Annotated in this window: 18 protein-coding genes and 1 pseudogene; 7 read left to right on the plus strand and 12 right to left on the minus strand. The window is 69.3% G+C overall.

Going from position 1 to position 23,697, the window contains the following annotated elements; all coding sequences use genetic code 11:
• Positions 1-151 precede the first annotated feature (151 nt).
• A pseudogene (locus tag Tchar_RS14045) lies at positions 152-521 on the minus strand (transposase); the annotation flags it as partial.
• A 227-nt stretch (positions 522-748) separates the two neighbouring features.
• On the opposite strand from Tchar_RS14045, the gene tsaB reads away from it, so the two are divergent.
• The 3 genes from tsaB to Tchar_RS09230 all read left to right on the plus strand — a co-directional run bounded on the left by tsaB (position 749) and on the right by Tchar_RS09230 (position 3,270).
• Positions 749-1,564 carry a tRNA (adenosine(37)-N6)-threonylcarbamoyltransferase complex dimerization subunit type 1 TsaB gene (tsaB, locus tag Tchar_RS09220; RefSeq protein ID WP_144328767.1) on the plus strand — a complete coding sequence of 272 codons (816 nt, stop codon included), beginning with the start codon at positions 749-751 and terminating at the stop codon, positions 1,562-1,564.
• A gap of 132 nt (positions 1,565-1,696) precedes the next feature.
• A complete protein-coding gene (gene rimI, locus Tchar_RS09225) occupies positions 1,697-2,248 on the plus strand; it encodes a ribosomal protein S18-alanine N-acetyltransferase (protein ID WP_236640410.1) in 552 nt (183 codons plus the stop codon).
• Positions 2,245-3,270: a uracil-DNA glycosylase gene (locus tag Tchar_RS09230; RefSeq protein ID WP_236640411.1), complete on the plus strand. Its 1,026-nt coding sequence runs from the start codon at positions 2,245-2,247 to the stop codon at positions 3,268-3,270. Before rimI ends, Tchar_RS09230 begins: the two co-directional genes overlap by 4 nt.
• A gap of 141 nt (positions 3,271-3,411) precedes the next feature.
• Here the strand turns inward: Tchar_RS09230 and Tchar_RS09235 are convergent, their stop codons facing one another.
• From Tchar_RS09235 to mltA, 7 genes are all read right to left on the minus strand, one after another.
• Positions 3,412-4,479: an ABC transporter ATP-binding protein gene (locus Tchar_RS09235; protein ID WP_144328769.1), complete on the minus strand. Its 1,068-nt coding sequence runs from the start codon at positions 4,477-4,479 to the stop codon at positions 3,412-3,414.
• Positions 4,476-5,468: an ABC transporter ATP-binding protein gene (locus Tchar_RS09240; protein WP_144328770.1), complete on the minus strand. Its 993-nt coding sequence runs from the start codon at positions 5,466-5,468 to the stop codon at positions 4,476-4,478. Before Tchar_RS09240 ends, Tchar_RS09235 begins: the two co-directional genes overlap by 4 nt.
• A 16-nt stretch (positions 5,469-5,484) precedes the next feature.
• On the minus strand, positions 5,485-6,396 hold the full coding sequence (locus Tchar_RS09245; RefSeq protein ID WP_144328771.1) for an ABC transporter permease: 912 nt from the start codon (positions 6,394-6,396) through the stop codon (positions 5,485-5,487).
• Positions 6,397-6,432: 36 nt separating this feature from the next.
• Positions 6,433-7,413 (minus strand): ABC transporter permease, encoded by a 981-nt coding sequence (locus Tchar_RS09250; RefSeq protein ID WP_144328772.1) that lies wholly within the window; start codon positions 7,411-7,413, stop codon positions 6,433-6,435.
• 132 nt (positions 7,414-7,545) lie between these two features.
• Entirely contained in the window at positions 7,546-9,117 is a 1,572-nt protein-coding gene (locus Tchar_RS09255; protein ID WP_144328773.1) for an ABC transporter substrate-binding protein, read from the minus strand.
• Between the two features lie 237 nt (positions 9,118-9,354).
• Positions 9,355-10,413, minus strand: coding sequence for a 6-phosphofructokinase (locus tag Tchar_RS09260; protein ID WP_144328796.1), 1,059 nt, complete (start codon positions 10,411-10,413; stop codon positions 9,355-9,357).
• A 22-nt stretch (positions 10,414-10,435) separates the two neighbouring features.
• Positions 10,436-11,803, minus strand: coding sequence for a murein transglycosylase A (gene mltA / locus Tchar_RS09265; protein ID WP_144328774.1), 1,368 nt, complete (start codon positions 11,801-11,803; stop codon positions 10,436-10,438).
• Here mltA and Tchar_RS09270 point away from each other — a divergent pair.
• Positions 11,736-11,948, plus strand: a complete 213-nt coding sequence (locus Tchar_RS09270; RefSeq protein ID WP_144328775.1) for a hypothetical protein — start codon at positions 11,736-11,738, stop codon at positions 11,946-11,948. The genes mltA and Tchar_RS09270 overlap by 68 nt on opposite strands.
• Positions 11,949-12,020: 72 nt before the next feature.
• On the opposite strand, the gene Tchar_RS09275 is transcribed toward Tchar_RS09270, so the two are convergent.
• Together Tchar_RS09275 and Tchar_RS09280 are read right to left on the minus strand one after the other, a co-directional pair.
• Complete coding sequence (locus tag Tchar_RS09275) at positions 12,021-12,827, minus strand: carbon-nitrogen hydrolase family protein (RefSeq protein WP_144328776.1); 807 nt, start codon at positions 12,825-12,827, stop codon at positions 12,021-12,023.
• Complete coding sequence (locus tag Tchar_RS09280; RefSeq protein WP_144328777.1) at positions 12,824-16,948, minus strand: YhdP family protein; 4,125 nt, start codon at positions 16,946-16,948, stop codon at positions 12,824-12,826. The genes Tchar_RS09275 and Tchar_RS09280 overlap by 4 nt, the downstream gene beginning before the upstream one ends.
• 8 nt (positions 16,949-16,956) lie before the next feature.
• Here Tchar_RS09280 and glnE point away from each other — a divergent pair, with 8 nt between their 5' ends.
• Both glnE and Tchar_RS09290 read left to right on the plus strand, forming a co-directional pair.
• On the plus strand, positions 16,957-19,716 hold the full coding sequence (gene glnE / locus Tchar_RS09285; RefSeq protein WP_144328778.1) for a bifunctional [glutamate--ammonia ligase]-adenylyl-L-tyrosine phosphorylase/[glutamate--ammonia-ligase] adenylyltransferase: 2,760 nt from the start codon (positions 16,957-16,959) through the stop codon (positions 19,714-19,716).
• 146 nt (positions 19,717-19,862) lie between these two features.
• Positions 19,863-20,441: a glutathione peroxidase gene (locus Tchar_RS09290; RefSeq protein ID WP_144328779.1), complete on the plus strand. Its 579-nt coding sequence runs from the start codon at positions 19,863-19,865 to the stop codon at positions 20,439-20,441.
• Positions 20,442-20,667: 226 nt separating this feature from the next.
• Here Tchar_RS09290 and Tchar_RS09295 read toward each other — a convergent pair whose 3' ends face one another.
• The gene (locus tag Tchar_RS09295) at positions 20,668-21,312 is read right to left on the minus strand and encodes a C40 family peptidase (protein WP_144328780.1); all 645 of its coding nucleotides are present in this window, start codon (positions 21,310-21,312) and stop codon (positions 20,668-20,670) included.
• 123 nt (positions 21,313-21,435) lie between these two features.
• Positions 21,436-22,509, minus strand: coding sequence for a DNA polymerase III subunit delta (gene holA, locus Tchar_RS09300; RefSeq protein WP_144328781.1), 1,074 nt, complete (start codon positions 22,507-22,509; stop codon positions 21,436-21,438).
• Between the two features lie 166 nt (positions 22,510-22,675).
• On the opposite strand from holA, the gene rocF reads away from it, so the two are divergent.
• Positions 22,676-23,629 (plus strand): arginase, encoded by a 954-nt coding sequence (rocF, locus tag Tchar_RS09305; protein ID WP_144328782.1) that lies wholly within the window; start codon positions 22,676-22,678, stop codon positions 23,627-23,629.
• The last annotated feature ends 68 nt before the right edge of the window (positions 23,630-23,697 follow it).

Genomic DNA, 23,697 nt, shown 5'->3' on the forward strand with positions numbered 1-23,697 from the left:
ATCGCTTCCGGCTCCAACATCTCCTGCACTCCGCAAACCACACGGCGCACAGGATCTACCTCAATGTGCTTCGTTTCCAACGATGGCCTCCTTGCGAACGAGGGGGTCAGTTCCTCGTGTCGCTAGGGGGTCAATTTACGGTGTCGCCTGACACCTCGCATGAGATGCTCACCGGGTACTGTCGTCTCATTTGGTGTATCCAGGCGTACCTCGCAGCGTGTCCTGCGCGAAGTACGCCGGGGCTTTTTTGCGATGTTACGCTCCATACGAAGACGTACCACCTCAGCGCGCAAGCGAGCGATCACCGTCTGTTCGGGCAAGACTTTGACCACCTTGTCCTCACCTCCAGCCCCTAACAACTCACCTTCGGGCAGCCAGCCTCACCCAGTTTCTCAGGCTGGCTTGGGGATGCCCAAGACCTTGGACACTACCGCAATGGCCTATCCTGCCTTCACTTGGCGTGCCGCCTCCAGCTCGCATTCCTGCGTGTACTGCGCACGCACCTGCTTTGATGATGTCATTCCTTGACTCCTTGTCTACATTTTCAGCAAGGGCTAAGAACTCCGCTTTTCAGGGGCAACCTCACTGCTCGGCCCTGCAGGCCGCTGTGCATCACGAGCAGGCGTACCCGCGATACCGGTCACAATCCCAAGTGACGCGTGAGCACTCGGGCCCCGGTCCGCGCATGCCGCTATCCCCGGGGTGAGTACGCGGTCGACTCTGGGCACACGCCCGATAATGTGATGGTATGCACGAACCCACCCCGCCTTCTGCCCCTCACCCCGGCCTGCAGCGCTGGCTGGCCATCGACACCAGCACCGAGCGGCTCAGCGTCGCCGTCGGGGCGGCGGGGGCAGCGGAGCCACTGGCAGCCCACGATGGACCGGGCGGCGCGCAGGCCTCGGCGGTGCTGCTGCCCACCATCGACGCCCTGCTGCGCCGCGTGGGGTGGCGACTGGCGGAGCTGGACGGTATCGTCTTCGGACAGGGGCCGGGGTCCTTCACCGGCCTGCGCACGGCCTGCGCCGTGGTGCAGGGGCTGGCGGTGGCGGCGCGCCCGGGCGGAGTGCCGGTGTTGCCGCTGAGCACGCTGCTGGCGGTAGCCGAGGACGCGCGCCACCGCGCTGCGCCCAACGCGGCCGCCTTGGACGTGGTGGCGGCGCTGGACGCGCGCATGGACGAAATCTACACCGCCAGCTATCGCTGGCGTGCCGGCCAGGGTTGGCAGGTGCGCAGCCCGGCACGGCTGGTGTCGCCAGCGCAACTGCCGGTGCACGCCGCCTCCACGCCCATGCACAGCGATGATGGTGCCGCACTGCCGACGCTGCTGGCCGGCAACGTGATGCCCGTCTATGGCGAGCGCTTGCCCGCTGGCTGGCGGGCGTCGGAGGCCGTCTTGGCGTGGCCTCATGCGGCCGCCCTGTTGCGGCTGGCGGCAGCGGGCATCGAGGCGGGTCAATGCACGGCGGCCGCGGGCGCGCAGCCGCTTTATGTACGCGACAAGGTGGCCTTGACGGTGGATGAACAGGCGGCGCTGCGCGCCCAGCGCACCCCCAACCCGTGACCGCCAGACACACCCGGATGGCACCACGCACGAGCCTGACCCCAGACGATGACGGTAAACCGACACCGACGGCATGACACATCGACCGCAAGCACGGCCGAGGCGCTCGCGCCGCGGCGCGTGTGGCGACCGATGACCCCGGCGGACATCCCGGCCGTGGTCGAGGTGGAAAAAATCAGCCACGCCCACCCCTGGACGGCACGTCATTTCGGCGACTCGATGGCGGCTGGGTACTGGTGCCAGCTGCTGGCGTTGCGGCCGGCGCCCGGCGGCGACCCGCCAGCGTGGTTGCACAGCCCCACCACACCCCAAGGCGACTGGCTGGTGGGCTACGTGGTGGCGATGCCCGGGGTCGAGGAGGCCCACCTGCTCAATCTCACCGTCGCCCCGGCGCACCGCCGCGCGGGCTGGGGCCGCTGGTTGCTGCAGGCCTTGAACGATTGGGCCGCAGCCCAGTGCGCTGCCACCTTATGGCTGGAGGTGCGCGCCAGCAACCACGCCGCGCGCCAGCTCTACACCGGTGCGGGCTGGCGTGACGTCGGCGTGCGACGGGGTTACTATCCGGACAGCGCCATCCGGCGCGAAGATGCCATCGTGATGCAGTGCGCCGTGTCAGCCCCGGAGCACCGCGCGGGGCCCGAGCGCAGCGGCGCTGCAACCGATGCCGCAACGAACCGACGATGAACGCCCGCCTGCCGCGCGCCTTGCCTTTTCTGGATGACCGCCACAGCGCGATGCTGGCGGACATGGGAGTGGTGCCGTGGTGGGCGCCGCGCGCCTGGCTGCCATGGCCGCCCGGGCACGCCGCACGGGTGCAACCGTTGGGGCGGCGGCCGCCCGATGCGAATGCCCTCGAGGCGGATTTTCCCGGGCCCGCTGGCACTGGGCACACCGCAGGCGAACCAAGGCGTGCGCCGCCGCCCCCGTCGGACGCAGCACCGGCAGCCGAAGCCACCGCGGTCGCGACGCGCAGCGCTGGTGGCACCAGGCCGGGCGTGGCGGGATCGACCCCCGCCACGCCCCCCGAGCGCACCGATGACATCGCCGCCCCCTCCCTGGCCAACGCCCCAGGACAGCGCATCGCGACCCTGGACTGGGATGCGCTGCAAGAGGCCATTCGGACCTGCCAGCGCTGCACGCTGGCGCGCTGCCGCACCCAGGCCGTGCCCGGCGTGGGGGACCGCCAGCCGGACTGGTTGATCGTGGGTGAAGCGCCGGGCGAAGAGGAAGACCGCCAGGGAGAGCCGTTCGTGGGGCGCGCAGGGCAGCTGCTCGACCGCATGTTGGCGGCGCTGGGCCGACAACGCGGCCAAGGGGTCTACATCGCCAACGTGCTCAAGTGCCGCCCGCCGCGCAACCGCAACCCGGAGCCCGATGAGATCGCGCGCTGCGCGCCGTACCTGCTGCGTCAGATCGCGCTGCTGCGCCCGCGCCTGATCGTGGCGATGGGCCGTTTCGCCGCGCACACGCTGCTGGCCGAAGGCGGTTGCGACAGCCCCGAGGCGCTGCTGCGCACCCCGCTGGGGCGGCTGCGCGGGCAGGTGCACCGCGGACACTTTGCGGCCGGGCCGACGTTGGTGGAGATTCCAATCGTCGTCACCTACCACCCCGCCTACCTGCTGCGCAACCCGGTGGACAAGGGCAAGGCCTGGGCCGATCTGGTACTGGCACAGGAAGCCTTGCGCCAGCAACCGGCGCAGGTCTGAGCAGGCCGGCGGTGCCTCCACGAAGCAGTGGGGGGCCGGCGCAAGAGGAACGACCTGACGCGCCCAACGGCGTGCTGTGGCACCGGATCGCTCGACGGCGCTGCCGCTGTGCGGCGGGTCGATGCGCACCCCATGTACCGGTCAAATGCGCCCCTCCTGCACCGCATGGCAGGCCACGCGCACACCCCCCAGCGTTTGCAGGGTGGGCCGCTCGGCGCGGCAGCGCGCATTGGCGTGCGGGCAGCGCGGGTGAAACGCGCAGCCGCTGGGGGGATTGAGCGGATTGGGCACCTCGCCTTGCACCGGGGTGCGCGCACGGCCCGTGTCGTGCAGCTTGGGGATGGCGTCCAGCAGCATGCGCGTGTAAGGGTGGCGCGGCTGGGTGAATAGGGTGCGCTTGTCGGCCAATTCGACCAGTCGCCCCAGGTACATGACGCCGACGTGGTCGCTGACATGGCGCACCACGGCCAAGTTGTGGCTGATGAACAGATAGGTCAGTCCCTGCTGGCGCTGTAGGTCCTTCATGATGTTGAGCACCTGCGCCTGCACCGACACGTCCAGCGCCGAGGTCGGCTCGTCACAGACCAGAAAGTCGGGGCGCGTAGCCAGCGCGCGCGCAATCGAGATACGCTGGCGCTGCCCGCCCGAGAACTGGTGCGGGTACTTCACCATGTCATGCGGGCTCAGACCCACCGAGCGCAGCAGTTCACCCACGCGCTCGCGCAGCGCCGCCGCGTCGTTGAGCAGGTCATGCTCGCGCAGCGGCTCGGCAACGATGTCCTCCACCCGCCAGCGCGGATTCAGGCTCGCGTAGGGGTCCTGAAAAATCATCTGGATGCGCCGGCGCAGCTGACGCCCTTGGGCGCTGGCGTAGGCGGCGTGCGCATCCTGCCCGTCGAAGACGAAGCGCCCGCGCGTGGGGGTGTATAAGCCCACCAGCAAACGCGCCACGGTGCTCTTGCCGCAGCCGGACTCGCCCACCAAGGCCAAGGTCTGGCCGCGCGCGATCTCGAAACTGACGCCATCGACCGCGTGCAGCCATTGCCGCGGCTTGCGCTCCAGGACGCGATTGAGCCAGGGCGCGGACACGTCGAAGGTACGCGCCAAATCCTGCACCACCACCAACGGTGTCGGCTCGGCAGCGGCTTTGTGGGCGGGAACGGGCTGCCGCACAGGCGCTGCAGTGGGTTCAGCAACGGGGGCGCTCATCGGGCGATCTCCGCTGCGGCCGTGGTGGCCGCTTCGTGCAACCAGCAGGCGGCGTGGGTGGCGCCGGCCGGCATCAGATTCGGGCGCTGGTCGTGGCAGCGCAGCATGACTTTGTCGCAGCGCGGGTGGAAAGCACAGCCGCGTGGGATTTCGTTCAAGCGCGGCATGGCGCCATCGATTTGGTGCAGCCGCTCGCGCTCGGCCTCCATGTCGGGGATGCACCTCATCAAACCCGCGGTGTAGGGGTGCGCGGGCCGGTGGATGACCTCGTGCACCGGGCCAATTTCGACCACCCGACCGGCGTACATGACGGCTACGCGGTCGCAGGTCTCGGCGATCACGCCCATGTCGTGTGTCACCAACATCACCGCCGCACCGCGTTCGCGACAGATGCGCTTGAGCAAGGTGATGATCTGCGCTTGGATGGAGACGTCCAGCGCCGTCGTGGGCTCGTCGGCCACCACCAGCTGCGGCTCGGCCGCCAGCGCCAGGGCGATCACCACGCGCTGGCGCATGCCGCCCGAGAACTGGTGCGGGTAGTGGTCGATACGCTCCTCCGCCGCCGGGATACCCGTGTCTTTGAGCAGCTCAATGGCACGCTGGCGCGCTTGGGCCGGCGTGACATCCAGGTGTGTGAGGATGGTTTCGGTGAGCTGCCGCCCGATGGTGTAGAGCGGATTGAGCGAGGTCAGCGGGTCTTGGAAGATGGCGCCGATGCGCCGGCCGCGGATGCGCCGCATCTGCGCCGGCGGCAGGTGGTCGATGCGCTCGCCCTGCAGGCGGATCTCGCCGCCGGCAATGCGCCCCGGCGGCTCCAGCAGGCCAATGATGGCCGCGCCGGTGAGCGATTTGCCAGCCCCCGACTCACCCACCACGCCCAGCACCTCGCCGGGGGCGATGTCGAACGAGACGCCGTCGAGCGCGCGCAGCACGCCGCGCCGAGTCGGAAACTCCACCACCAGGTCTTTGACTTCGAGCAGTTTGTCCATCGCTGGGGCCCTTCGCTCAACGCAAGCGCGGGTTGAGGGCGTCGCGCAACCAGTCACCGAGCAGGTTGACCGACAGCGCGATGATGACCAGCATCACGCCCGGAAAAATCGTGATCCACCACTCGCCCGAAAACAGGTAGTCGTTGCCGACGCGAATCAGCGTGCCCAGCGACGGCGACGTGGGTGGCGCACCCACGCCCAGAAAGCTCAGCGTCGCTTCGGTGATGATGGCCGTGGCGACCTGGATGGTGGCCAGCACCAGCACCGGCCCCAGCACATTGGGCAGCACGTGGCGGCGCATGATGCGCAGCGGCGCCACACCGATCACGCGCGCGGCCTGCACATATTCCTTCTGCCGTTCCACCAGGGTGGAGCCACGCACCGTGCGCGCGTACTGCACCCAGCCGGTCAGCGTGATGGACAAAATCAGCACGCCGAAGGCCAGCGTCTCGTGCGCATTGGGAAACAACGCCCGCCCGATGCCCGCGATCAGCAACGCGATCAAAATGGCTGGAAACGACAGCATGATGTCGCACAGGCGCATCAGCAGCGCGTCCACCCAGCCGCCCAGAAAGCCCGCCAGCAAACCGAGCGTCACCCCCAGCAGCACCGACAGCAGCACCGAGGTCAGTCCCACGAACAGCGAAATGCGCGCGCCATAGATCAGCGCCGACAAAATATCGCGCCCCTGATCGTCGGTGCCCAGTGGGTAGGTCCACGAACCCTCCGGGTACCACGCGGGCGGCAGGCGAGCGCTGCCCAAATCGAGGCTGGCCAGATCGAACGGGTTGTGCGGCGCCACCCACGGCGCCAACAGGGCCGACAAGCCACACACCAGCGCGATCAGCGCTGCCACGATCGCCGTGGGTGAGGTGCGAAAACTGTAGCCGATGTCGCTGTCCCACCAGCGCATCCACCAGGATTTCATGCGTATCACTCTCCGTTGGGTGTTGCAACAGCGCCGTCAGTGGCCGCTCGTCTTGTCCAGGCGCAGACGCGGATCGACGGCGACGTAGAGCAAATCGACGATCAGGTTGATGACCACGAAGATAAAAGCGATCAAACACAAATAGGCCGCCATCACCGGGATGTCGGCAAATGTCACCGCCTGAATGAACAACAGCCCCATGCCAGGCCACTGAAACACCGTCTCGGTGATGATGGCAAAGGCGATCAGTCCGCCGAGCTGCAGACCCGTGATCGTCATCACCGGCACCAGCGTGTTTTTGAGCGCGTGGCCAAAGTGCACCGTGCGGTCGCTCAAGCCGCGCGCACGCGCAAATTTGATGTAGTCGGTGCGCAGCACCTCCAGCATCTCGGCTCGCACCAGTCGCATGATCAGCGTGAGCTGGAAGATGGCCAGCGTCAACGCGGGCAGGATCAGGTGCCGCCAGCCCTTCGCGGTGAGCAGTCCGGTGCTCCACCAGCCCCACTGCACCACCTCGCCGCGCCCAAAACTGGGCAGCCAACCCAGGGATACCGAAAACACCAAGATCAACAAAATACCGATCAGAAACGTGGGTAGCGACACTCCTAGCAACGAAAACGTCATGAACACCTGGGCCAAAAAGGTACCGCGGCGCAGCGCCGCGTACACCCCCATCGGGATACCGATGAGCAGCGCCAGCGCTGCCGCCACCAGCGCCAGCTCCAGGGTGGCGGGGAAGCGCTCGGCGATCAGCCGTGCCACCGGCACGCCCTGGTGGATGCTCATGCCGAAGTCGCCGTGCAGGGCGTTCCAGACGAATACCGCGAATTGCACGAAAAAGTGCTGATCCAGGCCCAGAGCGGCGCGCACCTCGGCCACCTGCTCGGGGGTGGCGTCTTGCCCCAAGATTTGCAGCACCGGGTCGCCCACATACTGAAACAGCATGAAGGCAACGAACGCCACCGACAACATGACCAGCGCCGCCTGCAGCAGGCGGCGCACGACGAAAGCCAACATCGCGTCAAACCTCCGCGGGCGCAGCGAACGCCGCGCCCGCTGTCGTTTCTCCGTGGTGGGACGCGCACGCGCCGCGCCGCTGCGTGCACATGCAGCGGCGGCGAGCCTACGTTGGCGTCGTCCCGCGCTGTGTCAGTTGACGTTGAGCACGCGCCAGTCGATGCGGTTGTCGGCGCGATGCACGACCTCGATGTTCTTCTTCATCGCCCAGGGGATGATCTGGTTGTGCAGCGGAATGTGCGCCACGTCGTCGTTTTGCAGTTGCAGCGCCTCGGTCAGCAGGCGCGGACGGATGTAGGGGTCGGTCTCGGTCTTGGCGCGGTCGATGATGGCGTCCATCTTCGGGTTGCTGTAGCGACCGACGTTGTAGTTGCCGTCCCCGCCGGGGCCTGGCGTGTGCAGCAGCGACTGCAGGGTGTAGAGCGCGTCGAAGGTGGGCACGCCCCAGCCCAACATATAGATGCTGGCCTCGTAGCGCTGAATCATCGGGAAGTAGGTGACCAGCGGCATGGTGCGCAGCTTGGCTTTGACACCGATCTTGGCCCACATCGCCGCCACCGCCTGACAGATCTGCTCGTCGTTGATGTAGCGGTTGTTCGGGCAAGCGAAATCGACCTCGAAGCCGTCCTTGTAGCCGGCTTCGGCCAGCAGCCGTTTGGCCGCCTCGACGTCGTAGGGATAGCGTTTGTGCACCGACTCATTCCAGCCGGCCACCTGCGGTGCCACCAGCGCCCCGGTGGGCTGGCTCAGACCGCGCATGGTCACGCGGTGGATGGTGTCGATGTCGATGGCCTGATACAGCGCCTTGCGCACGCGCAGATCCTTCAGCGGGTTTTTGCCCTTGACGTTGCTGCCGGGCAGCTCGTCGCGGAACTGGTCCATGCCGAAGAAGATGGTGCGGTTTTCGACCCCGTCGATGACCTTCAGGTTGGGGTTGTTGCGCAAGCGCGGCAAATCTTGCGGCGTGGGGTCGAGCACCAGGTCCACTTCGCCCGACAGCAGCGCCGCCATGCGCGTGGCATCAGCCTTGATCGGGGTATAGATGATTTGCGTGACGTTACTGTCAATCTTGCCCCAGTGGTTCGGGTTGCGCTCCAGCACCATGCGCTGGTCTGGCACCCACTGCTTGAGGATGAACGGGCCGGTGCCGTTAGCGTTGCGATGCGCGAACGTCTCGTCGGTGGCCTTCATGTCGCGCGGCTCGACCGAGCGGTTTTTCTCCGCCCAGGCCTTGCTCATCATGCGCAGCTCGGTGAGCTGGTTGAGCAACACCGGGTTGGGTCCCTTGGTGATGATGTCCACCGTGTGGTCGTCCACCTTGACGACGCGGTCGATGCCTTGCGTGTAGATGGCGAAGTTCGACGTTTTAGCCATCGCACGCTGGATCGAGAACACCACGTCATCGGCCGTAAACGGCGTGCCGTCGTGAAATTTGACCCCCTTGCGCAGCGAGATGCGCAACTGGGTCGGGCTGACTTCGCGCCAGCTGGCAGCCAGCACCGGCTCAACTTTGAACGTACGGCTGTTGTAGTAGACCAGCGACTCGTACACCGCGGCATGGATGCCGTTTTGCAGCGCGTTGTTCTGCGAGTGAATGTCCCAGGTGGCGATTTCGCCCGCACTGGCCCACTTGAACGGTTTGGCGTGCGCCACGCCCAGTCCCAGCACCAGGGCGGCGCCGATGGCAACGAGTTTGCGTTTCATGACGGTTACCTTTGTCAGTTCCGTGAAAGTGCCGTAACCATGCCCGATTCCGCGGCGGTTTTCGGTCGGGTAAACCCTGCAATCGACGTGCCAGCAGGGCGATGGCCGGGTACAGGCGACCCCAACTGTCGCTGGCACGACACAGTGGCTGGACTGCCCATGCCTGCGGCGGCTCGGCACGACCGCTGTGCCAGCGGCGCAGATGCGCAGGGCGCTGGGGCTGCGCACCGGTCGGCTTCAGGCGGGCTCGCCCAGCGACACACCGATCTGGCGCGCGGTGCGCAGCAGCGGATGATCCAGCGGCACCTGGCGCGTGCCGTGCACCACGTCGGACAGCGCGATGCTGCCCAGGCGACCGTCGCGCAGCGTGACCATGCGGTTGAACTCGCCGCGCATGATGAGCTGCGCGGCCTCGTTGCCAAACTGGGTGGCCAGCACGCGGTCGAACGGAGTGGGCGCACCGCCGCGCTGCACATGCCCCAGCACGGTGGCGCGCACCTCGCAGTCCAGGCGTGGCTGCAGGGCCGCGCGCAGCGCATGCGCCACGCCGCCCAGACGCACGGGGTCGGGACTGTCGGGCAGCCAGGCCTGCACGGTGCGCTCGCCGCCCACCGGCTTGGCCCCTTCACCGATGCAGATGAGGGTGTAGCGCTGACGCTGCGCGCGCGCTCGACACACCGCCGCCACCGCGTCGATGTCGTAGTCGATCTCGGGCAACAGGATGACATCGGCGGCGCCGGCGATGCCGGCTTCGAGTGCGATCCAGCCGGCGTAGCGCCCCATGGTCTCGACGATCATCACGCGTCCGTGGCTCTCGGCGGTGGTCTGCAGGCGCTCGATGGCCTCCGTCACGGTGGCCACGGCGGTGTCGAAGCCGAAGCTGCGCTCGCAGCCGACGATGTCGTTGTCGATGGTCTTGGGCACACCGACGATGGGCAGGCCGCGCTGGCTCAGGCCGTGCGCGATCGCCATGCTGCCGTCACCGCCGATCACCACCAGCGCCTGCAAGCCCAGCGCATGCGCGTGCGCCAGCGTGCGTTCGGCGTCGGCCTCGCTGCGCAGGGGGTTGGCGCGGTTGCTGGTGCCCAAGATGGTGCCGCCGCGCATCAGAATGCCGCTGACGCTGGCCCAGTCGAGTGGACGCACATGCGGCGCTGGCCCCATCAGGCCGCCGAAGCCGTCGTGAATGCCAATGACTTCGGCACCACACTGGCGCAGCAGCGATTTGGTCACCGCGCGGATCACCGCGTTCAGCCCGGGGCAGTCGCCCCCCCCGGTGAGAATGCCAATGCGCAAGGGCATGGATCCGATCTCCCGTTCAACGCGCCGGTGGGGCGGCATTGCGCGGCCACAGCGCCCACAGCTGCAGCGGCTGCTTCATGCCCGCCGCCAGGGCATAGGCCGCGTCGCCCCAGCCGGCAAAGAAATCGGCCCGTACCGCGCCGACGATGGCCGCCCCGGTGTCCTGCGCCAGCACCAGCCGCTGCAGGCGCGCCGTCGGCCCATCGGACACCAGCCACAGCGGTGTACCGTAGGGGATGGCGTCGCGGTCCACCGCCACCGAGCGCCCGGGCGTGAGCGCTACGCCCTGCGCGCCGCGGGGCCCGAACTGGGCGTCGAGCGCACTCAGCGGCTCTTCGCGAAAAAATACCACGCGCGGGTTGACCCACAGTAGTTCGTTCAAACGCTGCGGGTTGGCGTCGGCCCAGGCGCGAATCGCCTCCCAGGTGCCTTCGCGGATTTCGCCGCGCTGCAACAGCCACCGCCCCACACTCTGGTAGGGGTGGCCGTTGTGCGCGTCAAAGGCCAGCCGCACCAGCGACTCGCGTCCGTCGGGTTCACGCACGCGCAACCGCCCCGAACCCTGAATCTGCAGCAGCAAGGCGTCGAGCGGGTCGGCCAGCCACACGAGCGGCTGCAGCTGCGCCTGCAGCGCCGGGTCACTGTCGATTTGCTGGCGGCTGTACCAGGGGCCGCGCGCCTGGGCCAGCGCCGGCGGTGGCGCATACAGCGGGGTCTGGTACGGCCCTTGGCGCTCGCGGCTGGCCAGCAGCAGCGGCTCGTAATAACCGGTCAGCAACGCCGGACGATTGCCGCCGTCGGCCGCCAGCACCCGGTAGGGCTGCAAGCGCTGCATCATCCAGCCGTGGCGCTCGGTCTCGTCGGCCAGCGTCAGGCGGCGCACGTCGGCGCACAGGGCGCCCCAGGGCGGTGCGGGGCGCTCGCAACTGCGCAGCCAGGCGTTCCAGGCCTCGTGCAGGGTGTCACGCCCCCAGCCGGGCAGCTCGGCCCAGCGCACGGGCTGCCACAGTGCACCGGCGCGCCGCAGGGCGGCCGGCAGCGGCTGCGCGTCGGCGCTTTGCCAGGCGGGGTGAGCCGGCGTGAGCACCGGTGCGCGTGCGCTATCGTCCAGCGGCGCGGTGGCAGTGGGGGCAGCCGGTGCGGAAACCGGCGCCGCCGCCGGGGGCACAGTGAGTGGGGGGGGTGCCGCCGCCTCGGGCGTTGGCGTGGGTGTGGGCGGTACACTGCCACACGCGGCCAAGCCCAACACCACCAGCACGCCGGCGTGCCGCAGGGCACACCGGATGCCGTCTCGTCTCACGGGGGACCCTTGTCGCATGACGTTACTGCTGCTCGAAGCGCTGGGTGCGCTGCTCATCTTCATCTTTATCGTATGGTGGACCATGTTTGCCGGGCGCAAGGGTGGTGAGCCGCCTCCAGCCGAGCCGCCTTCGCCCACGCCCCCGCTGCCGGCGGCGCCGTCAACGGCCCCTCCAGCCACGACGGCACGCGATCAGGGTGGGCCGCCAGCCGAATCATCACCGCGCTGACCGCCCGCGCGCGGCCCTGCACGACGCTTGACCGGCAAGCACACCGAAGGGGCCAGGAATGGGGCGCCACCGTCACAAACGGCGGTGTTGCAGCGCCGGCAGCCGCTGGCGTATCTGAGCCAGATGGACGGGGTCGAGTTCGGCCAGTACCACACCGGGGCCGGTGGCCTGCTGCGCCAGCACCACCCCCCACGGATCGACCACCAGGCTCTGGCCCCAGGTGCGGCGGCCGTTTTCGTGCGTGCCGCTCTGGGCGGCCGCCACCACATAGGCTTGGTTTTCGATGGCGCGTGCGCGCAGCAGCACTTCCCAGTGCGCCTGCCCGGTGACGTAGGTAAAGGCCGCCGGCACCAACAGGATGTCCGCCTGCAGTTGCCGGTACAGCTCGGGAAAGCGCAGGTCATAGCACACGCTCATGCCGACGCGCCAGTCGTGCCCCGCGTGGTCGGTGAGGGTGAAGGCCACCGGCCGTTCGCCTGCTTTGAGCACGGCGGCCTCGTCGTAGCCTTGCTGCCCGTCGTGAAAACGAAACAGATGGATCTTGTCGTAGCGCGCCACGCAGCGGCCGCTCGGATCGTAGGCCAGCGAGGCGTTGGCGGCGTGGCTGGGGTCGTCGGTGGCCAGCGGCACCGTGCCGCCCACGATCCACATCTGCAGCTCACGCGCGGTGTCGGACAGAAAATCCTGCACCTTGCCCAAGCCGGGCGTCTCGGCAATCAGCAGCTTGTCGGCGTCGCGCGCGCCCATGAAACAAAAATACTCGGGCAGCACGGCCAGCTCGGCGCCGGCGTGACGCGCTTGGTCCAGCAGTTCGTGCGCCTGCGTCAGGTTGTGTTCGAGACTGATGCCCGAGACCATCTGGATGGCCGCGACTTTCATGGCATGCGCTCCTGTCGGTTTTCGGTGCCGGGGGCGGCACTCGACTCTATGGTACGCGCCACGCGCTCGACCTGGGGGTCGGCCCAGGAGCCGTGAATGCGGAAGGTCTGGGTGGCGGCGGCCTGCAGCGGCTCACGCAGCAGCCACTGCGCGATCAGGGTGCCCAGCCCGGTGACGGGGTTGACGGCGGCCGCCAGCAGTGAGGCCGTGCCAGCGTTGAGTTCCGGAATCACCACCGCCGTCAGGTCTTGGGTTTCGCGCACCAGATCGGCGCTGCCCTCGATGAGCACGGCGGCGTTGACACCACGCATCTGCAGATTGCGGGTGCTGGCCGCGCCGCGCACGATGCGCACGTCGCCGCGCAGGTAGTCGAAGGCAAACCCCTCGCTGAAGACGTCGCGAAAATCGAGCACCAAGCGGCGCGGCAGCGACTGCAGGCTCAACACCCCCAACAGCTTGGCAACACCCGGGTCAGCCTTGAGAAACTGTCCACGTTGCACGTCGATTTGCAGCTCGCCCGACAGCGACGGGGTGTGCAGCGCCAATGGCGAGCCCAGCCAGCCCAGCGCCCCCTCCAGGCCTCCGCGACCACCCCGCACCACATCGGCAAAGCCGAAGCGCCGCAACAGCGCGCCCGCGTCGTCGATGTCCAGCCGCAGCTGCAGCGCGGTGCGCCGGGCGGCGGCAGCTTGCCCCGGCGCCGTCAGGCTGGGGGTCGGGGCCCAGTTGCCGCTGGCGCTCAGCCGCGCTTCGGGTACGGTCAAGCGCAGGGTTTGCAGCCGCCATTCGCGCACCGCCTCGGCGCCTTGGCGTGCCTCGCGGTTGGCCGCCACGATCTCCAGGCGCCCCAGGGCGCGGTCGCCCAGTTCGAAGGCGTCCACCACCACGTCCAAGGCGGGCATCGAGCCCGGTTGGCTGGCCCAGCGCTCCAGGTCAGCCTGGGCGCTGGCCGGTATGTGCAGATAGGCTAAACGCGCCAGCAGCCGCTCCTCGGCGCCACCTCGATATTCCACATAGCCATCGAACTGACGCGCCGCCACGGACAGGCGCCACAAGCCGCCGTCGCGCGTGCCGCCCAAAGTCAGGCCGTCGAAATCACGGCCTGCCCAGCGCACGCGCTGCACGCTCACGCCGATTTGCTGCGGCCAGTAGCCGGCGGCGTCGCCGGCCCAGGGCGTCAGTGGGCGGGCGGCGCTCCCATCCGCCGGCTCGGCCAGGCGCTGGGTCCAGGCGTCGAGGTCGAGCTCAGCCATGCGCACGGCAGCGGCCACCCCCATCTCCGGCCACGCGGGCAGCTCCGCGCCCAGCGCCAGGCGCCCGCGCAGTACGTCCGTGCGCTCGCCGCGGTGTTGGCGCTCGTACTCGGCTTCGATGGCAGTCGCCGGCGCGCCGGTATCCAGCGCCACGCGCAAGCGGTCACGTACCGCCTGCGCAGCGCCATCGGTCAACGGATCGATGCGGACGTGCAGCGGCCACGCGCCATCGGCGGGCTTGTTCAGCGGCGCCGGCAGGTTTACGGCCAGTCCGCGCAAATCGCTGTCGAAGCGCAGCGCCGAGCCGCGCGCGTCGAACACCAGCTGCAGCGCGTAGCGCGCACCGCCGCGCGCGTGGCGTGCGAGCCAGCGCGCCCAATCCCAGTCGGCGCCGGCAGCCAGCCCCTCGGCCGTGAAGCTGCCTTGGGCATCGAAACGCACCACGGCCGCACCGTCCACGCGGGTCATCGCACCGCCAAAACGCAGCTCGCCACCGAGCGCGCGGGCCGTGGCGGCCCGCATCTCGAAACCCGCTTCGCTGAAGTCCAGCGTGCCGCGCACGGCTTGCAACAGGGGTGTGTCGGGGCGCACCTGCACGTCGTTGCCGGCCAAACGCACTTGGCCGCGCACGCGGGTGGCGTCGGCGTCGTCCAGCGGGATGCGCAGATCCAACCCCACTTCGAGCGTGCCGCTGGCACGCGCCGCATCCAGCGCCTGCGCGGTCAGCCCGCGCAGCGGCGAGATGCGCACGAAGCGCAGCGCCTCGTCCCCCGGGCCGCGCACGGTGCCTTGCACGCGCAATTGCGGGTGATCGGCCATATAGTCGTCGATGACGGCGTGCACCTGCTGCGCACGCAACGCCGCCTGCCCCACCACCCGACCTTCGGCCTGGCGAATGTCGAGTCGGTGGCGTTCGATCACCAGCTCGGCGTTGACCCCCTCCAGCGCCGGCCACGGTACGCTGCCTGCGGGCAACAGGTACACCGGTGCGTAGTCGAGCGTGACGTCGCGCAGGCGCGCGCGCACGTCGAAACGCCCATCCGCCGCGCTGGCAAAGGGGAAGTCCCACAAGTCGCCGCTGACGCGAAAACGCACCTCACTGGCCTGACCGGCGCGCACCGCCGTGCGCACATAGTGGCGCGCGTCGGCGTCCACGGTCAGCGGCAAGTAGCGCGCCACCTGCGCCGCGTTGGCACGGCTGAGCTGTACGTCCAGATCCAGCACGCCGGGGAAGCGATCGCGGGCGCGGCTGCTGGCCGGGTCGGCGGTGCGCCAGCGTGCGCGGCCGCTGCCGGCGGCGTCGGCGTTGGCAAAGCGCAGGCGCGGCACATCGACGTCGACGGCATCGCCGTCGAGGCGCCAGCGCAGCTCGGCGTCGAGCTCGTCGAACGCCAGCCGCGGATCCTCGAACACCCCCGGGAATACCAATGCGCCGCGGCGCAGGGTCAGCGTCGCGCGGCCACCGGTTTCATCGAACGCGAATTCGGCATCCACGCCCTGCAGCCCCGGGCGGCCGAAGGCGGGGACGTCGGGCGCTGGCGCGGTGCCCGGCTCGCCGGCGCGCAGCCCCAGGCCCCGCACCCGGCCACTGGCGGCCCAGCGCGGGCGCGCGCCGGCCTCGGCCGCGGCCCAGCGCAGCGACAAATCCTCCACGGCGCCCACCGGCTCGGTGGCGCGCGCCCAGTCGTGCACCGCCTCGTCCACGGGCAACACCCGCACCAACCGCTGCAGCGCCGCCAAATCGAGCCGATCAGCGCGCAGCGCCCAGGCGCGCAGCGCGTCGGCGACGGTCGTCATTTCGAAGCGCCACTGCGTGGTCGGCCACGGCGTGCCATCTCCCCCCACGACGACGAGGCGATCCCCTTGCCAGACCAGTGTCGCACCGTCGCGCTGCAACTGCAGCCGCCCGGCCACGCGCGGCAGCACCAGCGGCTCGGGCACCCGCGCCGGCACGGCCCACGCCACATGGACGTCGCGCCAGTCCAGATCCGCCGTGACGGCTTGCGGCGTACCACGCCGCACCGGCATCCACAGACGCAAGGCGCCATGCGCCTGCAAGGATTGCACCCCCCAAAGGGCGGCCGTGTCCAGATAGCGCCCGAGTTCGCGCATGTCCAGGCGCGGCGCGTGCGCATAGAGCTCACCGCTCCAGTCGCGCCAGCGGCCGGCGTGCGTCTGCCAAAAGGGGCGCACGAAGCGCCCACGCACGCTGAAGCGCTCGCCCCACTGCGGCGGCGGGGTGGCGTCGAGCCGCCACTCGTGGCGCAAGCCGGGGTTGCGCACCAACAGGTCCACCGCCTCCAGCGTCAACGGCGGCACGTGTGGCCGCGTTTCGTCGATCCACGACAGGCGCCCGCCGCGCAGGTGGAATTCGCGCTGCGCAAAAAACCAGTCCGCCACCGCACTGTCGTCCTCAGGCGTGGCGCTCACATCGAGGCCGGCCACGCGCAGGCGGCCATCGGGCAGGCGCCGCACCTCCAGCACGGGCGCTTCCACCAGCAGGCGGTCCACTCCCAGCCGCCACAACGAACGCACCGAGACGTCGGCAGCGACGCGCGGCAGCGCCAACGCGGTGTTGCCTTCGGCGTCGTGCAGGCGAACGTCATACAGCGTCAGCGCTGCCGTGGCCCAGCGCGCCTCGGCTTCGACGCGGCCAATGCGCACCGGCACCCCCAACGCACGTGTGGCCACGGCCTCCAGCGTCGGACGCCAGGCCTCGACTCGCGGCACAATCCACCATTGCAGGGCGCCCCAGCCCACCAGCAATCCGATCCAAAATAGGAGCGCTGCGCCCAGGAGCCATCGCGACAGCTGCGCGAGTACACGCAGCTGCCATGTCGGCTGGAGGGGAGGCGCGGTTGGAGTCACACGAAATTATGATGTCGAGCGCCCCGGTTGGTTCAGCCGACGCCGCCTACAGCCGATTCGTGCAACGCGTGCGCCGGCGCTACGCCGACGAGTTGGCGCTGCTGCCCGACGGCGCCCCGACGGCGCAGAGTTTGCAGCAGACCTGGCAGGCCCTGTGCGCGCGCGGCTACGCGCCGGCGGCGGCGCTGCGCGTGTTGCGCCATTTGACACTGGAGCGCTTGGCGGTGTTGGACTGCGAACACCAAGCGCCGCTGGAGGTGGTGACACATGGGGTCACCGCGTTGGCCGAACTGGCGCTCGACGCAGCGGCGCAACTGGCCTGCGCCGAGCTCGATGCGCTGCACGGCGCACCGCGCGCACCGCAGGATGAGCCGCCGGGGCCGCCCGCCCCGCCCCCCGACCCCGATCGACGCTGCGCGTGGTGGATCGTCGGCATGGGCAAGCTGGGCGCGCGTGAACTCAACGTCTCCAGCGACATCGACCTCATCTACGTCTACGAGGGCGAGGGCGAGACCGCGGGCAACACCGAGGGCCGCAACCGCATCAGCAATCATGAATATTTCGCCAAGATCGTCAAGCGCATGCACGCCCTGCTGGCGGATGTCACCGAGCACGGGCAGGTGTTCCGTATCGACTTGGCGCTGCGTCCGAATGGCAACTCCGGCCCGCCGGCAGTGTCCCTGGGCGCGCTGGAGGACTACTTCCAGGTGCAGGGACGCGAATGGGAGCGCTTTGCCTGGCTGAAAAGCCGCGTGGTGGCGCCGGCCGAAAGTGCGCGGCGCGACGGCACGGGGGCGTGGTTGCGGCCGGTGGTGCTGCCCTTCGTCTTTCGCCGCTATCTGGACTACAGCGTCTTCGAAGCCTTGCGCCGCTTGCACCGCCAAATCCGCGAACACGCCGCGCGGCGGGCGGCTGGTCATCCGGAGCGCGCGCACGACGTCAAGCTCTCGCGCGGTGGCATCCGTGAAATCGAGTTCATCGTGCAGCTGCTGCAAGTGGTGCGCGGCGGGCAGTTTCCAGAACTGCGCACCCGCCCGACGCTGCAGGCGCTGCAGCGCATCACCCGCGCTGGCCTGATGCCGCCCGACAAAGCGCAGCAACTCGCCGAGGCCTATGTATTTTTGCGCCGCGTCGAGCACCGCATCCAGTACCTGGACGACCAGCAAACCCACGTACTGCCCACGCGCGACGACGACCTGGCGTGGATCGCCGTCACCATGGGCTTTGCCGATACGCCGGCCTTTCTGCGGGCGCTGGATGCGCACCGCGAGGTAGTGGCGCAGGAGTTCGATACTCTGCTCGGCGGCGATGCCGCCGCCAGCTGCCCCGGCAAAGGCTGCAACGGCCACACGCCCGCCGCCGATGATTTGCAAGCGCTGCTGCCGACCTTGCCACCGGGCTTCGCCCAGCGCGTGGCCGCCTGGTGCGACCACCCGCGCGTGCTGGCGTTGCGCGATGAGGCGCGCCTGCGCCTAGCGCGCCTGGTGGAGCGCACCGGCGCCTGGATCGAGGCCGGGCGCGTCAGCGAAACCGCCGCCGTGCGCCTGGCGGACTGGATCGAACCGCTGCTGCGGCGCGAAAGCTACCTGGCGCTGCTGCAGGAGCGCCCGGCCGTGCACGAGCGCTTGCTGCGCGTGCTGGGCGCGGCACGCTGGCCGGCGCGCTATCTGATGCGCCACCCCGGCGTCATCGACGAGCTGGCCAGCCGTGAGCTCTACGAGGAGCGCTTCGACCGCGCCACCTTTTTGGCCGAGCTGGAGGCGCGGCGCTGGTCGCTGCACAAAACCGGCGAAGACGACGACGAAACGCTGCTGGATCTGCTGCGCCGCGCCCACCATGCCGAGGTCTTTCGCACGCTGGCACGCGACGTCGAGGGGCTGTTGACGGTGGAACAGGTGGCCGACGATTTGAGTGCCTTGGCCGACGCCGTGCTGCACGTCACCGGGCTGTGGTGCTGGCAGCGGCTGAAAAACCGCCACGTCGAGGCCCCGCGCCACGCCATCATCGGCTACGGCAAGCTGGGCGGCAAAGAGCTCGGCTACGGCAGCGACCTCGACTTGGTGTTCGTCTACGACGACGATGATGAGCGCGCGCCCGAGGTGTATGCCGCCTTCGTGCGCAAGCTCATCAACTGGCTCACCGTCAAGACCGGCGAGGGTGACCTGTACGAAATCGACACCGCGCTGCGCCCCAACGGCAACTCGGGCCTGCTGGTGACGAGCTTTCGCGCCTACGCCGACTACCAGCAAAACCGCGGCAGCAACACCGCCTGGACCTGGGAACACCAGGCGATGACGCGGGCGCGCTGCGTCGTCGGCGACGAGGCGCTGCGCGCGCGCTTCGACGCCGTGCGCGAAGCCGTCATCACCGCGCCGCGCGACCGGCAGGCACTCGCCGGCGAAATCCGTGCCATGCGGCAGCGTCTGTACGACGCGCACCCGGTGCGCGGCGAGCGCTTCGACCTCAAACACAGCCCCGGCGGCATGATCGACGTCGAATTCGCCGTGCAGTACCTGGTGCTGGCGCACAGCGCCGAGCACCCGGCGCTGCGTGACAACGCCGGCAACATCGCCCTGCTGCAACGCGCCGAAAGCGCCGGCTTGTTGCCCGCGGGCGTCGGCCATGCCGCCGCCGACGCCTACCGTCGCCTGCGTGCGCTGCAACATCGCGCCCGGCTCGACGAAGCCAGCACCCAAATCGACCCCGCCGACGTCACCGCTGAACGCCAAGCGGTGCTGGCGCTGTGGCAGCACGTCTTGGGCGGGTGACGGGAGCCGCCGCCCGCACCAACCCCATTCGCCACCAGGGGATTGGCGCTGACACCTGCCCATCGTGCTGGCGCACTCTACGATCCGCAGCGTCGCACTGTGTGGACGTCGCCCGCCGCCACCCCAACACACCCCGAGGACTTGCGATGCGCTATCCCCGCCGCTCGATCCTGGCGCTCGGCGCCCTCTTGCCCCTGTCGATCATGTCTGCCGACGTTGCTGCCACCCAACCCGACCCCGCGTCCTGCCCGTCCATCCTGCAGCACCGCTTCGACCGCCTGCAAGACGAGCAACCGCAGGACCTGTGCCAATACGCGGGCCGCGTGGTGCTGGTGGTCAACACCGCCAGCTACTGCGGCTTCACTCAGCAGTACAAGGGGCTGGAGGCGTTGTACCGCCGCTACCGCGACCGCGGGCTGGTGGTGCTGGGCTTTCCGTCCAACGACTTTGGACAACAAGAGCCGGGCAGCAACCAACAAATCGCCGAATTCTGCGAAAACACCTTTGGCGTGCAGTTTCCGATGTTCGCCAAGTCGCATGTCATCGGCCCGCAGGCCAACCCGTTGTTCAAGCAACTGGCCGAGCGCACCGGCACCACGCCCAAGTGGAATTTCTACAAATACCTCATCAGCCGCGACGGCCGCACCGTGCTGGCCTACAGCAGCCTCACCGCCCCCGACAGCGGCAGCCTGCGGCGTGACATCGAGCGCCTGTTGGGGTCATGAGCCCGCCCCACCCCAACGACGCCACGGCCGCCGACGCGCCGCGTGCAGCGGTCAGGGAGACGGTGAGGCGGCACGTCATCATCCTGGCAATTTTGGAGGGCCGTGCCAGATCTGCAAGGATGTAGCGAACCGTATCGCGAATGCCGCGCGATCTGCTTGGACCAGCAGAGTTGGCGCGACGACCGGGGCTGGCCTCGGTGCGTGGGGGAATGTGGGGACGGTGAGATCAGCGCACCGGGCCGTCCAGCGCCTCGACCCGGCGCGCCCCGTTGAAGCGGCGCGCCCAGTAGCGATCGTTCATATCGCTGATTTTGACGCTGTCACCCTTGCGGGGCGAATGGATGAATTTGCCGTCACCCAGGTACACGCCCACATGGCTGAAGGCGCGCCGCATCGTGTTGAAAAAGACCAGATCACCCGGGCGCAGCTCGTCCTTGGCGATCGGGGTGGTGGTCTGCGCCTGTTCGGCGGCACGGCGCGGCAACACCAGTCCGAGCGTGTTCGCATAGACGTAGCGCACCAGGCCACTGCAGTCCAAACCCGTTTGCGGGTTACCGCCACCCATGCGGTACGGTACACCGATGAGCCCCAGCGCCGTGTCGACGAGCCGGGAGGCAACGGTGCCCGTGTCAGCGCCAACGGTTTGCAGTTGACGCACCCAGTCACCGACCGCCAGTGGCCCGCTGCCACTGTTGGCTGGCGCCAAGAGGGAAGTGCTCGGCCCCGCCACCGGGGCTGTGGCGTGTTCAGCGACGTCAGCGACCGACCGGGGGTTGGCTGGCGGCGCGGGTGCCCCGTCTTCGGCCACGGGCGCAGCCAGCAGCGCACCGGCGTAACCGACAAGGACGAGGAAACAGAGCAAGCGCAACATCGCGCGTGATGATAGCAGACCGGCATGAGCGCTGCGCCTGCATGCGCCACAGCGCCCCCTGGGCATGCCTGAGCACGCGCCCTTACCCGTCGATAGGCGAACTGCTGGCACGGCCCGGCGTCCTCAACGGCCGCCGCCGCTGGCGGGCACGCTGCATCCCGCCGCCACCGTCAGCGCCAGGCGCTGCAGCGCGACCCAGGGATCGGGCGGCCAGTCCGGATCGGGCAGGCCCTTGACGATACCGTCCACGATCTGGGCGTGCACCAGCCAGCGCGCCGTCAGCGCCGTGCGCAGACGCGGCAGCAGGCGCTCGTAGCGTTTTTCGCGTGGACCCCAGACGCGCTGCTCGCGCAACACCAGCGCCAGCGGCTGTCCGGCGTCGAGCTGCTGGCGGCAGCGGTGCAGCGTGCGCAACTCCTCGGCCAGCGCCCAGTGCACCGGCACGGGCGCGACGCCTTCGGCCTGCAGGCCCTCCAGCATCCGCTGCACGCGCGCCACCGCCCCGTCCAGCACCGCCTCGGGCAAGCGAAACGGGTCGTAGCGCGCCACATCCAGCACGGCGGTGCGCACCTGCTCGAAACTGAGCTCACCCGGTGGGTATAACAGGCCCAGTTTGGCGATTTCTTGGTGTGCGGCCAGCAGATTGCCCTCCACCCGATCGGCCAGAAAGGCCAGCGTGCGCTGCCCTGGCTCGCCGGCGGCCACATGCTGCCCCTGCTGGCGCAGCCGCTGGGCGATCCAGGCCGGCAACTGGGCCCGCTCCACCGGATCGATGCGCACCACCACGCCGTGCGTCTGCAGCGCTTCGTACCAGGTGCTTTTCAAGGAGGCGGCGTCCAGTTGCGGCAGCAGCACCAGGGTGAGCGTGTCGCCCGCCCGGGCCGCTTGGGCGGCCAAGCGTTGCAGGGCGTCGGCCCCGTCCTTGCCCGGCTTACCCGATGGGATGCGCAGCTCCAGCAGGCGGCGCTCGGCAAACAGGCTCAGCGCGCTGCCGGCCGCCAGCACCGCGCTCCAGTCGGTTTGCGCGCCGGCCACCGTCACGACGGTGCGCTCGCTGTAGCCGGCCGCCCGCGCAGCGGCGCGGATGGCGTCGGCGGCTTCTTGCACCAGCAGCGGCTCGTCGCCCTGCACCACATACAGCGGCGCCAATCCGCGGGCGAGCTGGGCGGTCAGGGCATCGGCGCGAATGGTGGGCATGGCAGCATTGTAGGCACGGCCTCAGGCGGGCCTGGCCATGGCCGGCGACGGCCCGTGTCACAATCCATGGCCACGTGCGTGCGTTGCGGCTTCGCTGTCCTGCGCCTGGCGCGCCCGCGCCTTGCCCGCCGATCCCCCCTTCGGCCTGCCCATTGCTGGTGTGACGATGACAAACGATGTTGTTGCGCCCCCGACCGTTGCGCTCATCGGCGCGCCCACCGACGTGGGCGCCGGCGCACGCGGCGCCTCCATGGGGCCCGAAGCGCTGCGCGTGGCGGGTCTGCACACCGCGCTGGCCCACCACGGCGTGGTCGTCGAGGACTGGGGCAATCTCAGCGGTCCGGCCAACCCTTGGCAACCGGCGGTGGACGGTTATCGCCATCTGGACGAAGTGGTGCAGTGGAACCGCGCGGTCCATCGGGCGGTGGGTGCCGCGCTGGCACAGGGGCGGCTGCCGATTCTGCTCGGCGGCGACCACTGCCTGGCGGTGGGCTCGATCAGCGCCGTGGCGCAACACTGCCGCGCGCGCGGCCAGAAGCTGCGCGTGCTGTGGCTGGATGCGCACGCCGACTTCAACACCTCGGCGCTGACGCCCAGCGGCAATCTGCACGGTATGCCGTTGGCCTGTCTGTGTGGCTTTGGCCCAGCGGCGCTGGTGCACCTGGGCGGCCAGGGGCCCGCCGTGCAGCCGCAGCAGGTGCGGCAAATCGGCATCCGCAGCGTCGACGCGGGCGAAAAGCGCTTCGTGCACGAGCAGGGCCTGGAGGTGTACGACATGCGCTACATCGACGAGATGGGCATGCGGCACACCATGGAGCAGGCGCTGGCCGGCGTGGACGCCGACACCCATTTGCACGTCAGCTTCGACGTGGATTTTCTGGATCCAGAGATCGCGCCCGGCGTGGGCACCACGGTGCCCGGCGGCCCCACCTACCGCGAGGCCCAGCTGTGCATGGAAATGATTGCCGACACGGGGCGCCTGGGCAGCCTGGACATCGTGGAGCTCAACCCGGCGCTGGACGTGCGCAACCGCACCGCGCAACTGGCCGTGGACCTGGTGGAGAGCCTGTTCGGCAAGAGCACGCTGATGCGCGAGCACCAGGTGCGCCGCCGCGGCTGAGGGCGGCACACGCTGCAGGCGGTGCATCGGCGCTGCCCCGTGGCCCGCGAGGACGCCCAGCCGCCCGC

The sequence above is a fragment of the Tepidimonas charontis genome (assembly GCF_007556685.1).
Classification (GTDB): domain Bacteria; phylum Pseudomonadota; class Gammaproteobacteria; order Burkholderiales; family Burkholderiaceae_C; genus Tepidimonas; species Tepidimonas charontis.

Excerpts from the sequence above, each read along its gene's own strand:
- tsaB (WP_144328767.1), top strand. The coding sequence starts at position 749 with ATGCACGAACCCACCCCGCCTTCTGCCCCTCACCCCGGCCTGCAGCGC.
- rimI (WP_236640410.1), top strand. The coding sequence starts at position 1,697 with ATGACCCCGGCGGACATCCCGGCCGTGGTCGAGGTGGAAAAAATCAGC.
- Tchar_RS09230 (WP_236640411.1), top strand. The coding sequence starts at position 2,245 with ATGAACGCCCGCCTGCCGCGCGCCTTGCCTTTTCTGGATGACCGCCAC.
- Tchar_RS09235 (WP_144328769.1), bottom strand. The coding sequence starts at position 4,479 with ATGAGCGCCCCCGTTGCTGAACCCACTGCAGCGCCTGTGCGGCAGCCC.
- Tchar_RS09240 (WP_144328770.1), bottom strand. The coding sequence starts at position 5,468 with ATGGACAAACTGCTCGAAGTCAAAGACCTGGTGGTGGAGTTTCCGACT.
- Tchar_RS09245 (WP_144328771.1), bottom strand. The coding sequence starts at position 6,396 with ATGAAATCCTGGTGGATGCGCTGGTGGGACAGCGACATCGGCTACAGT.
- Tchar_RS09250 (WP_144328772.1), bottom strand. The coding sequence starts at position 7,413 with ATGTTGGCTTTCGTCGTGCGCCGCCTGCTGCAGGCGGCGCTGGTCATG.
- Tchar_RS09255 (WP_144328773.1), bottom strand. The coding sequence starts at position 9,117 with ATGAAACGCAAACTCGTTGCCATCGGCGCCGCCCTGGTGCTGGGACTG.
- Tchar_RS09270 (WP_144328775.1), top strand. The coding sequence starts at position 11,736 with ATGACGTTACTGCTGCTCGAAGCGCTGGGTGCGCTGCTCATCTTCATC.
- mltA (WP_144328774.1), bottom strand. The coding sequence starts at position 11,803 with ATGGTCCACCATACGATAAAGATGAAGATGAGCAGCGCACCCAGCGCT.
- Tchar_RS09275 (WP_144328776.1), bottom strand. The coding sequence starts at position 12,827 with ATGAAAGTCGCGGCCATCCAGATGGTCTCGGGCATCAGTCTCGAACAC.
- glnE (WP_144328778.1), top strand. The coding sequence starts at position 16,957 with ATGATGTCGAGCGCCCCGGTTGGTTCAGCCGACGCCGCCTACAGCCGA.
- Tchar_RS09290 (WP_144328779.1), top strand. The coding sequence starts at position 19,863 with ATGCGCTATCCCCGCCGCTCGATCCTGGCGCTCGGCGCCCTCTTGCCC.
- Tchar_RS09295 (WP_144328780.1), bottom strand. The coding sequence starts at position 21,312 with ATGTTGCGCTTGCTCTGTTTCCTCGTCCTTGTCGGTTACGCCGGTGCG.
- holA (WP_144328781.1), bottom strand. The coding sequence starts at position 22,509 with ATGCCCACCATTCGCGCCGATGCCCTGACCGCCCAGCTCGCCCGCGGA.
- rocF (WP_144328782.1), top strand. The coding sequence starts at position 22,676 with ATGACAAACGATGTTGTTGCGCCCCCGACCGTTGCGCTCATCGGCGCG.